The organism is Polyangiaceae bacterium (genome assembly GCA_020633205.1).
In the GTDB taxonomy this organism is placed as follows: Bacteria; Myxococcota_A; Polyangia; order Polyangiales; family Polyangiaceae; genus JAHBVY01.
Genome location: JACKEB010000015.1, coordinates 241,383 through 253,398, shown reverse-complemented (window position 1 = coordinate 253,398; position 12,016 = coordinate 241,383). Strand labels below are relative to the sequence as shown.

General features: G+C 63.1%; 8 protein-coding genes. 5 read left to right on the top strand and 3 right to left on the bottom strand.

Annotated elements, in window-relative coordinates; all coding sequences use genetic code 11:
- Position 1: 1 nt before the first annotated feature.
- From H6718_23925 to H6718_23905, 5 genes are all read left to right on the top strand, one after another.
- A complete protein-coding gene (locus tag H6718_23925) occupies positions 2 to 1,360 on the top strand; it encodes an acetyl-CoA C-acyltransferase (protein MCB9588478.1) in 1,359 nt (452 codons plus the stop codon).
- A 193-nt stretch (positions 1,361 to 1,553) separates the two neighbouring features.
- Positions 1,554 to 2,135, top strand: coding sequence for an alpha-ketoglutarate-dependent dioxygenase AlkB (locus H6718_23920; GenBank protein ID MCB9588477.1), 582 nt, complete (start codon positions 1,554 to 1,556; stop codon positions 2,133 to 2,135).
- A 629-nt stretch (positions 2,136 to 2,764) separates the two neighbouring features.
- Positions 2,765 to 4,630, top strand: coding sequence for a thiamine pyrophosphate-binding protein (locus H6718_23915; GenBank protein ID MCB9588476.1), 1,866 nt, complete (start codon positions 2,765 to 2,767; stop codon positions 4,628 to 4,630).
- Entirely contained in the window at positions 4,627 to 5,688 is a 1,062-nt protein-coding gene (locus H6718_23910) for a hypothetical protein (GenBank protein ID MCB9588475.1), read from the top strand. Before H6718_23915 ends, H6718_23910 begins: the two co-directional genes overlap by 4 nt.
- 43 nt (positions 5,689 to 5,731) lie before the next feature.
- A complete protein-coding gene (locus H6718_23905; GenBank protein MCB9588474.1) occupies positions 5,732 to 7,333 on the top strand; it encodes a response regulator in 1,602 nt (533 codons plus the stop codon).
- Here the strand turns inward: H6718_23905 and H6718_23900 are convergent.
- From H6718_23900 to H6718_23890, 3 genes are all read right to left on the bottom strand, one after another.
- A complete protein-coding gene (locus H6718_23900; protein ID MCB9588473.1) occupies positions 7,311 to 7,919 on the bottom strand; it encodes a DUF2378 family protein in 609 nt (202 codons plus the stop codon). The two genes, H6718_23905 and H6718_23900, sit on opposite strands and share 23 nt — an antisense overlap.
- A 401-nt stretch (positions 7,920 to 8,320) precedes the next feature.
- Positions 8,321 to 10,006, bottom strand: coding sequence for a type II/IV secretion system protein (locus tag H6718_23895; protein MCB9588472.1), 1,686 nt, complete (start codon positions 10,004 to 10,006; stop codon positions 8,321 to 8,323).
- A gap of 131 nt (positions 10,007 to 10,137) precedes the next feature.
- Complete coding sequence (locus H6718_23890; GenBank protein ID MCB9588471.1) at positions 10,138 to 11,712, bottom strand: response regulator; 1,575 nt, start codon at positions 11,710 to 11,712, stop codon at positions 10,138 to 10,140.
- Positions 11,713 to 12,016: the final 304 nt, after the last annotated feature.

Below are 12,016 nucleotides of genomic sequence, written 5' to 3'. Positions count from 1 at the left end.
CATGGCAGCGAAACGCCGCACGAACACCGGTACACGCAGCAAAACCAACGGTGGCAGCGCAAACGGCAACGGGCACAGCGCCCGGCGCGCAGTGGTTGTCGGGGGCATGCGTACGCCCTTCGTCAAAGCTTTTACGAGCTTCACCCAGCTCGACACCATCGCGCTCGGGGTCGCGGCCACTCGTGGTCTGCTGAACAAGCTGGAACTTTCCCGCAAGGAAATTGACGGCATCGTTTGGGGCGGGGTCATCCTCCCGACGACCGCCCCTAACGTCGCTCGCGAAATCGCCCTGGACCTTCAGTTGCCCGCGAGCGTCGAGGGCATGACCGTCACCCGCGCATGTGCCTCAGGGCTCCAAGCCATCACCCTGGCGGCCGCAGCCATCGAGCGCGGGGAAGCCGACGTGATCATCGCTGGCGGGTCTGACTCGACCAGCAACGCACCCATCACCCTGCCCTCCAAGGTGACCCATAGCCTCGCACCCCTCGCGCTAGGCAAGCCGTCGCCCGCAGACTACCTCGCGGCGCTGTCCCAGCTGACTCCAATCACCGAGATCCTCCCGCGCCAACCCAAGATCGCCGAGCGCAGCACGGGCGAGGTGATGGGCGAGTCGGCGGAGCGCATGGCGAAGCGCAACGCGATCAGTCGCGAGGCACAGGACGAGCTTGCGGCGCGCTCCCACCATCGCGCGGCCCACGCCATCGAGTCGGGTCGCTTCGCAGAGGAAGTAGTCGCGGTGGAGACGCCTGGTGGCAAGTGGGTGCACGCCGATGGTCTCGTCCGCGCAGACACCTCTGTGGAGAAGCTCAGCAAGCTACGGCCGGTGTTCTCGAAGGACGGTAGCGTTACCGCAGGGAACGCGAGTCCGCTCACCGATGGCGCTGCTGCGGTGGTGCTGATGAGCGAGGAGAAGGCGCGGGCGCTTGGCTACACCCCGCTCGCAGCCATCAAGTCGTGGGCCTACGTGGGAGTGGATCCGGCGGATCAGCTCCTGATGGGGCCGGCACTGGCGATGCCCAAGGCACTCGAGCGCGCGGGCTTGTCCCTGAGCGACATCGACCTCATCGACATGCACGAGGCGTTCGCTGCTCAGGTACTCAGCGTGCTGAAGATGCTCGGGAGCGACGCCTTCGCCAAGGAGCGCCTGGGGCGGGAGCAAGCCGTCGGCGAGGTGAACCCGGAGGCGATCAACCTCCACGGCGGCTCGCTGGCGATTGGTCACCCCTTCGGCGCGACCGGCGCTCGCATGGTCACGACCGTCGCCAATGAGCTCGCCCTCGGAGAGCGCTCCATGGCCCTGCTCGGCATCTGCGCGGCAGGCGGCCTCGGAGCCGCCGCGGTTCTCGAACGCGTGAACTGAAACGACTCCAACAGGAGCAACCTGCCCGCGACCGTATTCGGTCGCGGGCAGCTGTTGTTTTGTAACAAGTGCTTCAGATCGGTACAGCGGACGCCCGCTGCAGCTCTCCCCCACTCATCCCATGGGCGTTGGGATAGGCTTCCTAACGTGAGGTGGATCGGCGATTTGCTGACCCCATCAACCAAGGACGAGAGTGCGGATTGAGTTGGAGCACGGGGCGTTTCTGGAGCTCCACGAGTCCTGGTTGCCAAGCGACGTCGCCGCCACGCTCCACGCCGAACTCGAGGCTCAGCTCAGCTGGGAGCAGCGAGCTATCCAGCTATTTGGGCGCTCGGTGCTGCAGCCCCGGCTCGTGGCGTGGTGTGGCGAAGTCCCCTATCGCTACTCGGGACAGACACTCGAGCCGCGAGAGTGGACTCCAGCGGCAGCGCGCATACGCATGCTCGTTGAGCAAAGCTCGCAGTGCCACTTCAACCACCTGCTCGCCAACTTGTATCGGAGCGGGAGCGACAGCATGGGCTTTCACTCCGACAACGAACCGGAGCTCGGGCCCACTCCCCAAGTCGCCTCGGTATCATTCGGCGCGACTCGTCGATTTCGCATCAAGCCGCGCGAGCGAGGAGCGAGCCACGCACTCGACCTGCCTCATAACTCACTTTTGATAATGGCCGGGACGACCCAACACCACTACGTCCACGGCGTCCCAAAGCAGCCTGGAATCAGCGCTCCACGCCTGAACCTGACGTTCCGCAGGGTCGGCACGCCATCAGGCTAGAAATGCGTAGCCCATAGCCATCTGAGCAAAACTCGTTGCGCAGCGCCGATTGGAACAGCATTGGAGCGCCAACCCTTAATTCGCGCTCCGGGTGGTCGTAGAAGCTCGCGCAACAATCGTTTCTGTGTCGAAAAAGCACACACGATTGTGGAGCAGAAACACAACGAACACACCGCGGCGGCTAGTCGCTGACACTGCCCGCCATCACCACCCCTCGTGTGTACCGATTGGTGTTCCTGTGTGGTTTCTCTATTGACGTATCGCGTAAATTAGGCCAGAAGGCCTCGCGCTCAGATACCCCTCCTGAGCCACGATGTCCGGGCGGCGCGTAGCGCGTCCGTATCAAACAAAAACCTCATGCAACCTTCGGCGTGAGGATCGCTCGTGCTCGTCACGAGCCTAGAAAACCAGGGCCTTTCTTCGGGCGCCTTGGCATCCGCCAGGTGTTCATATTTATGCGCGGAAATTCTGCGCCCAGTGTCGTTTCTTGACGATGCGCTGGGCACTGCGGAGCTGCGTCAAAGAACTGCCCGGGGACTCTGAAAAGTACGTGCTCGGATCTGCGTGGTGCCGAGCAAGCGATATCGGTCCACGCCGAGCAACAACAACAACGCACCCGGGAGGATCTCATGCGATCCGATCTCTCCATCGATTCTGAACGCGAAGTCGTGCCTGAGTCATCGCCTCGCTCGTGCATCCGCGAGCTCACGCCATTCACGGAGAAGTCTCCGAACGTTTCCTTCGAAGCGCCCCCGGCACCAACTTCTCGCACGGAAATTCCTGCGTTTGAGGTCCAGACCGCAGCTGACGGCATCATCGATGCGTTGGTCAAGGAAGGGGTAGACACCTTCTTCGGTATTCCCGGTGGTCCGGTCTCTCCAGTGTTCGACTCCATCTTGCGTCACCCAGGCGCCACGTTGGTGGAGTCGAGGCACGAAAGCGCGGCGGCGTTCGCCGCCACGGCGTATTACCGCGCGAGCGGGAAGGTACCGGCGGTGGTCGTCACCGCGGGGCCAGGCGCAACGAATGCGGTCACCGGCGTGTGTTCGGCCCACAACGAAGGAGTGCCGCTAGTACTGGTCATCGGCGACGTCGCATGGGCGGCCAATGGCGGTCGGCTACTGCAGAACTCTGGGCCCGAGGGGATCGACGTCGAGTCCTTGTTCGACAAGATGACCCGGCGCGCGGTGCGCGTAACGAGTCCGTCCGCGGCCAGCTCCCAAGCGACGGCGGTGCTGGAGGCAGCAACGGACCCCGCAAACCCTGGCCCAGCGCTGTTGGTCGTGCCAATCGACCGCGGAGCCGCCAAGACGGACGGTTTCCGAGTTTCCCGCACGGTAACTCGCCGCCTGAGTGAGCCAGACCGTAGCGTCGTTCTCGAAGTGTGTCGCTTGCTCGCCCAAGCGGAGCACCCACTTCTGGTGTTCGGCTCGGGAGCGAGGCCTTACTCGAAGGTGTTGCGCCGGCTCGTCGATGCGCTGGACGTTCCGTTCGTCACCACGCCCAAGGCGAAGGGCATCGTCAGCGAGGAGCATCCTCGCTCCTTGCGCCATGGCGGGCTGGCGGCCTCTATCTGGGCGCGTGACTACACGAAGCTCGGGGTGGACGTCGCGGTCGTGCTTGGAACGGATCTGGATGATTGCTCCGTCGGTCCGACGCCTTACGTCGCCCCTGGAGGGCGTCTGGTCCACGTAGACCGCGACGCGACCGTGTTCAATCGCAACTTGCCGACGGAGCTCGGCGTGGTGAGTGACGTGGGCGCGTTCGCCGAAAAGATGTACGACGTCGTGCTCGAGGAAGGCCTGCGCAACACGCGTTGTCGCGGGAAGCTGCGTGAGCTTCGGGCTCGCTCACCGTTCGACGACGCAACTTTTGGGGGTGAGGATCAGCCGTTGATCACCCCCCAGCGCGCCGTCGTCGAGCTGGAGCGCGCCGCGGGTGCAAACGCCACGTTCGTCACCGACATCGGCGAGCATATGCTCTTCGCCCTTCACTACCTCACGGCGAAGGATCCCAAAGGCTTTCAAATCCAGCTGGGCCTCGGAAGCATGGGTTCCGGGGTCAGCGGCGCGATCGGCGCTGCTATCGGGAATCGAGCGCGTCCGGTGGTGTGCATCTGTGGCGATGGAAGCATGCAGATGGCTGGGATGGAGCTGTTGGTCGCGGCGAAGGAGCGCCTACCGGTGATCTTCGCCGTGTTCAACGACGCGCGCTACAACATGGTCTACCACGGCTACAAGCAAGTATTCGGTCGTGAAGCGCAGTGGTCCACAGACTTCGTGGACTTCGCCGCCTGGGCTCGCTCGATGGGCGTGACTGGCGTACGAGTGAACCACCCCGGGGAAATCCGGGAGGAATTGTTTGATCGCTTGCTCGAGCTAGGTGGCCCAGCCGTCTTGGACATCCGAATCGACCGCGACGTACGACTCGCCGGCGGCGGCCGAAATGAAGCGCTGCAACACATGAGTATGCTGTCGAACAAGGGGGTCGCATGAGAGCGCGCATCACTGGACTCGGCGCCTGGTACCCAGAGCAAGTCCGAACGAATGCGGATTGGCCCCAGGAGTTCGCGGAACGGGGCCGCTCGAGCAACCGGCGTGAGCTCGTGGACGTACGGGTGGAGGATGACCCGCGCGAGGCACTCGGCAAACGCTACTTGGCGGCAGAAGCGGATGACCCGTTCCTTGGGGCTCGGAAGCGGCGAGTTGCGCCGGCGGACGTCAACTCTTGCCTCGCGGAAAGCAAAGCAGGCGCAGCAGCATTGCTCGACGCGGGAGTGTCGCCTGACGAGGTCGACGTCGTCATGTCCTGGGCAGCGGTGCCTGATCGCGTGGTTCCTCCAAGTGCCCCACGCGTGGCGGACCTACTGGGGATCCGTCGTGCAATGGCTCTCGGACTCGAGGCAAGCTGTGCAACTTCGGTGGCCCAGCTCGGTCTGGCGGCGGCGTTGATCGAGTCTGGTCGCGCACGCTGCGTGCTGCTCACCCAGAGCCACATGATGACCAGGGCGTTTCCGCTTATGCATCCGGCATCGCCGAACGTTGGAGATGCCGCCACCGCGATGGTCGTGTGCGCCGCCGAGCGGCGCGGGATCGGCACGCTCCACGCCGTCACCCATGGGGAGTACTACCCCGCGGTGACCTGGTGCCGCGGGAAGGAGGAAGATCCGCCGTGGTGGAAGGCAGGTCCGGATTACTACCCGGGTAGTCTAGCTCCCGAGCTCGCGCGCTCGCTGATCGCGCAAACTGTTCACATCGGCATGTCCACGGTCAGTGAACTCCTGGTGCGCGCGCACGTTCGCGGGAACGAGATCAACGTGTTTGCGAGCGTCCAGCCGCGCCGTTGGGTTCCCGGGGCGATCGCCGAAGCTGCAGGCCTGGCCGCGGCGCACGTGCCGGTCACCTTCGACGAATATGCCCACCTGGGCGCTTGCGGCGTGGTCAGCAATCTACTCGATGCCCGCGCCAACGGACATCTCGCGGAAGGTTCGAAGAGTGTGCTGTTTGCGCAGGGCGCGGGCCTCACGCGCGCAGCGATACTCGTCGACTGGTAGAAAGTCGCGACATGCCGGGGGGGCATTGAAGTAGACTCCGCCGGTGGACTCGCACTTTCCTGCCGATGCTCCGCACACGCTGCTCCTGCTGTTCGACGGGAAGCTCGCCACGAGCCTCCGGCAGATGCTCGAAGGCCTGCCCGCAACTCCCAATTGCCAAGTTGAAACAGCTGAGCTCCCTGTGTCGGACGCGGTCCGCCAGGCTCGTCTGAGCCACGGCGGCAAGCCGCTAGGTGTGTACTCTCCTGACGAGTCAGGCGTCCTCGCTGCGATCGATGCGGGGGCGGATGATTCGTTGGTGCTCGGTAGCGGTCTACCGAGTCAGCAAGCCGTGCTCGCGTTCCTCGATCGGGTGCATCTGCGCGCGCGTTTGCGCCGTCACCAGGAACGCTTGCAGGCGTCAGCCGTCCAATCCGAGAAACTCGCGGCGCTGGGTACTGTGGTCGCGGGCGTCGCTCACGAGGTGAACAACCCCCTCGCGGCACTCATGCTGACGGTGGAGGCCATCCGGGTACAGCTCGGACCGCTCTTTGATGCCCGCAATCGGGTGCGTGGTCTCGTGGAGCGCGAACGCGGCGCGAGCTTGGACGAACTGACAGAGCTTGCTCAGAGCATGCGCAGCGGGGTGCCTTCTCATGAGGCGAACGAGCTCGTGGATGAGGTGCTGTCGGCTTCGGAGACCATCGCGAGCGTCGTCCGCGACCTGAAGGTGTTCGCGCGCCCGGATGACACGGAGGAACCGCAAGTCGTCCACCTCCCGGAGCTGATGGATCAAGTAGTGCGCATCGTCGGACGGGAGATCACTCCGTTCGCTGCCTTGGAGCGCGACTACGCTCCTGACGTCCCGCCGGTCGTGGCGTCTCGCACCCGGCTGACCCAGGTGTTTACCAACGTGCTTATCAACGCGGCGCACGCGGTACGTGAGGTACAGCGTTCGGTTCACCGCATTCGGGTCTCTATCCGCGCGGATGACGATGCGGTCGCGGTGTCGATCTCAGACACGGGACCCGGTATCCCTCACGATACGATCGAGCACATCTTCGACCCGTTCTTCACGACGAAGCGTGAAGACTTCGGCACGGGTCTCGGCCTTTCCATCTCACGCTCGATCATGCGCGGTCTGGGGGGGGACCTGTTGGTTGAGTCCGTCCACGGCGTCGGTGCGACCTTCGTCGCCTTGATCCAGCGCCCAAGCCGCGTCGATCTTCTCAAGGCTATGCAGAACGCAGCGCGCTTTCGTCAAACCCCCGCACGGCGAGCGCAGCGAATCGCCGTTTTGGCTGTGGATGAAGACGAGCGCATGCTGAAGGCCTACGCGAGTTCGCTTCGAGAGCACTGTGATGTGCTCCTGGCGGCCGATGGTCAGGAGGCGATTGAGCTCTTGCTGTCAGGCTCGGCAGCAGACGTAGTCGTCACCGATCTCGCCATGGCTTCCGTCGATGGCCGTGCGCTGCTCGAGTGGCTGGAGGCAAACCGACCGGAGCTTGCGTTGAGGACCATCTTCGTCACGACGGACCCTCCCCCCGAATACCAAGCCTACCTGCGGGAGATCCGCGTTCCCGTATTGCAAAAGCCCATCACGCGGGCGCGCTTGCTCTCTCAAATCGAGCGCGCCGTTGGGTTCATTCCCAACGAATCCGGGTAGAGCCGTTGTAGCGATCCTTCAGCAGCGTCTCGACGCGCGGCTCGACATCGCAGGCCTCGAAAGAACCGACAGCGGCCCCCGCGATCGCGCTCTCGAGCCACGTGTACTCGTCGCGATAAACCATCTCGATGTCGTGAGGGCCATGACGCACCATCCGCCAGTCCCCGTAGTTCGCCATCTGGCGGCGCGCCGCGACCGCCTGCTCCGTGAGCCTGACGGGATCCCGAGCGAGGAGGCGAAGGAGCGCTCTCCCCATCAATGTTGACGCGAAGACCCGGGCGTTGTTGCGTGAGATGTCGAACATGCCCTGTTCGAGTGACTCAGGGGTGGCCATCAGCGCACCGGCGACAGCCAGTTCAATGAGGTACTCGCCCAAGGGAAACTCACCGAAGGACGAGCGCTTGCGGATCGGCACCAAGTCTTGGAAGGCCTTGAGATGCCCGGCTGCTTCGAGCGCTTGATACACCGAGCGGAACAGCGGGCCTCGGACCTTGGCTGACGGAGGAACGTCCGCCAACCTGGTCTCGATGTCGCAGTGGGGTGCCACCAGCTCCACCCCGCGTCGATAGCCTGCGTACAGTTCCACGGTGATATCTTCCTAGCGAGTCAGCCGACGAGGCCGCGCCCGAAACACACGGAGACTATCAAAGCTCTCCACGCTCGGCTCGACAACCGCACCGGAGCCTGAGCATTGCGGTTTTTGCGCGGAAAGAACCCCGCTGTAATGGGGGTTGGCGCGCGACTTGGCTCGATTTGCAAGCGGCGTGCATACGCCACCGTGTGCCGATATCGCGCGATGTAACAACGAAGAAACGGCCCCAGGTGTCGCGTGCAGCCGCACCGAATAGGACAGTGCGAGCGGGCGAGCGCGTGACTGCGCCGCGGAGGCATAGGCTCCTGGGTGTCGACCGTCAACCGGCAAACTAGTTGGTTTCCTCGTGGTAACTCGAGCGGTGCGGGCTCGAGCGGAACACCTGACGCGAACCGCTAGTCGACTGCAGTGACTTTCAGGACCTCTCCAAAGCTGGTCTCTCCCGCTAACATCTTTTGCACTGCGGCCTCACGCAGACTCAACATGCCATCGCCTCGGGCTTGAGCGCGTATTGCGTCCACGCTGCCCTTCTGCATGATTAGCTCGCGAATTGCCTCGTTGACTTCAAACATCTCGAAGATGCCTTGGCGCCCCTTGAAGCCTGTATGCCGGCAGTCGACACAGCCGGCGCCTTCTCGGACCAAAGGTAGCGCCCCCCCGGTAACATCCACGAGCCCACCAAGCTGGCCCAACTCGGACTCCGTCAGGGAGCGCTCCTCCGCGCAGCTGGCGCAAACTCGGCGGACCAGGCGCTGCGCGATCAGGCCGCTCAACGTTGAAGCCAACAAGAAGTTCTCGATCCCGAGGTCGATCAGGCGGGCGACGGCGCTCGGGGCGTCGTTCGTGTGCAGCGTCGAGAACACCAGGTGTCCCGTCAAGGACGCCTGGATCGCGTTACGCGCGGTTTCGAGGTCGCGGATCTCACCGACCATGATGATGTCCGGGTCTTGGCGCAGGATCGTACGTAGTGCCGAAGCAAAGCTGATCCCGATAGCGGACTGCACGGCCGTTTGGTTGATGCGTTCGAACACCATCTCGATCGGATCTTCGATCGTGGTGATGTTGACGTCGTCGTTCGCGAGCCGACGCAGCGCGGTGTAGAGAGTCGTCGTCTTCCCGGAGCCAGTAGGGCCGGTGACCAAAACGATTCCGTGGGGACGCGTAATCAGCCGTTCAAAGAGCTGTTCTTCGCGCTCGAAGAAGCCAAGTTGGCGAATGTCGTCGTGCACGATTTCCGGATCGAAGATACGCAGCACGGCCTTCTCGCCGAAGGCGACCGGCAAGGTTGATACGCGAAACTCGACGGCCTTGTTCTGGAACTCCGTCTTGATGCGCCCATCTTGAGGTCGTCGCTTCTCTCCGATGTCTAGACGCGCGAGGGTCTTGATGCGGTTGATGACGGCGCGATGCACGACCGCGGGAAGCCTATTCACCTGGTGGAGCGCTCCGTCGATGCGAAACCTCACGAGGCTCTCGTTCCGTTTCGGTTCGATGTGGATGTCACTCGCACGCTGCTGAAAGGCGTAAGAGAAGAGGTATTCAACCGCGTTCACCACGTGCTGATCCGAGGCTTCGATCTCGCGCTCCGACTGCATGCGCACGAACTGCTCGAGGTTGCCGAGATTGAACGACTCAGTCAGGTCCTGTTCGGCACGCTCCACCGAACGCTGGAAACCGAAAAACTCGGTGATCAGGCGCTGGATGTCGCTTGGGGGCGTGACCACCAGCTCGACGCGCTTGCGCGCTACGTCCTGCACGGCCTCGAGAGCCAGAGGGTTGAACGGATCGCTGGTTGCAACCAACACCCGAGATTCATCCGCATCAATCACCAACATGCCGTGCTTGCGGGCAAAAGGCTTTGAAAAGACCGACGTTACAATGGCTGCGTCGAGCTTGAGCGGGTCGAGTTTCACGAAAGGCACCCCGACTCGCTCGGCAAATACCTCAACAACCGTATCCTCTCGGATATACTCCCCCTCCGGGCCTTTGGCATTGAAGGACATCAAGAGCTCGAACGCCGATACTCCTGGTGCGAGACGCCGCTGCTCGTCCAAGCTTGGCGGTGCGTTTGGCGTGCGCATCCGCACCGCGATCAGGCGCTGCTTCGGCTCCTGGTCGAGCAATGTCCGCGCGGTACTACTCGAGATGACCTGCGCCTCGACCAGGTAGGTCAACAGTTCGTCGAAACCGAGAGACGTGGTGCGCGCAGCAATCAAGACTTATCAAGCGTACGGCGCTGGGGGGCCGAGTCCAGGAGGTCCCGCACCTTGCCCACCAAGCGCGACGCAGGGAAGGGCTTGGTCAACAGGGGATCCCCACCAACGCCCTTCAGGCCGCTGCCAACACTGGGGAGGTCTAGGAAGCCGGACATGTAGAGCACCCGCAGGCCTGCGAATCTCGCGCGAGCGCGCGCGACGAACTCTGGCCCGTTTAGCTTCGGCATCACGACATCACTCACCACGAGATCTACGGCGAACCGCTGCTCGCAGAGCATCGCCAAGGCTTCTTCTCCGTCGCACGCCTCAAGCACCTGATACCCCGCCTCCCTGAGCACCGCAGCGAGCGTCGTGCGCACCGCGCCGTCATCGTCCACCAGCAGCAAGGTCTCGCTGCCGCCAGCAATGCTCTCCACGGGCGGTGCCGGCTCTGGTAGCAATTCAGGCTCCACCGCCTCGGGGAAGAAGAGCTCGAACCTCGAGCCGCGATTCAGCTGGCTCAGGACCCGGATGCGCCCGCCCGACTGCTGAACGATGCCGTAGACCGTCGAGAGGCCGAGCCCCGTCCCCTGCCCTGAGGGTTTGGTGGTGAAGAACGGCTCGAAGGCGTGACGGAGAGTGTCCTCATCCATCCCAACGCCTTGATCCGTGATCGTGACCTTGGCTGCGGTTGGCCACTCTATCTCCAGCTCCTCTCGCAAGTCCGGTGTGGTCGAGATCCGCTCCAGGTTCAAGCCGATCTGACCGCCCTCAGGCATCGCGTCCCGGGCGTTCAACACGAGATTCAGCAACACCTGCTCGAGCCGCGTGAGGTCCGCGACGACCTGGATCGATTCCTTGGGGATATCAACGGTCAGCGAAACACGATTGTTGAGCAAGCGTCGAAGCAGGGTCTCCACTCCGGTCATCACCGCGCCCAGATCGAGCAAGCGCGGCTCGAGCATCTGTCGCCGACAGAAGGCGAGGAGCTGCCCAGTGAGCGATGCACCGCGTTGGGTGAGTTGCTCCACTTCGCGGAGGTGAGTCTCTACTGGTCGCGCATGCTCGACGTCGCTGCGGATCAAGCTAGCGAGCATGTCGAGTGCGGTGAGCAGGTTATTGATGTCGTGAGCCACTCCGCCTGCCAGGCGCCCCAGGGCGTCCATACGCTGAGCGTGCGCGAGCTGATCGGCGAGCTGAGTGCGATCGGTGATGTCGCAAATGATCGAGTACAGGCAGTCTCGATCGTACATTCGGACGGGTCCTGAGTAGACCTGAACGTCACGCACCGCTCCGCTCTTGAGGCGGTGCTTGAACTCGAAGTAGGAGCGCTTCTGTTCACGCGCCGCGGCCAACTCTTCGGCCACCAGCTCGGGGGGAAGCTGGTTTAGGTCCGTGATGCGCAGCGCTGAGAACTCCTCTGCCGAGTAGCCGTAGAAGCTGATGGCCGCCGGGTTGGCTTCGAGAATCGAGCCGTCCGCTGGATCGATCACCAGCTTCACTGCGGTGCTCTGCTCAAACGTCTGGTCTAGACGGAGCTCCAGCGCCGCGACTTGGGCGCGCAGCTTCGCGTTTTCGGCCTCCAAGTCCACCTTGAAGAGCTTAGAGGCCCGATCGATTGCTTGTCCAACGTCGGTGCGCTCCTCCCCACAATTCTTTACGGAATTTGGGGATAGCTCATGCTGACTCGCAGGTGAATCGCCCACTCGTAGGCGCTTCGGCGATAGAACCTCAAAGGGTTCCCCGGATGAACCGTCGAGGGAAGCGCTAGGTCTCGCTTTTTGGGATACCGCGTCGTCGTCAACTCGATTCATGACTCGTCACATCGAATGCCACCCGCGCCCGCGCAATTCGCGTAGCAGCGGGCAGACAGTTGCATCTGTTTCCACGCGAAAA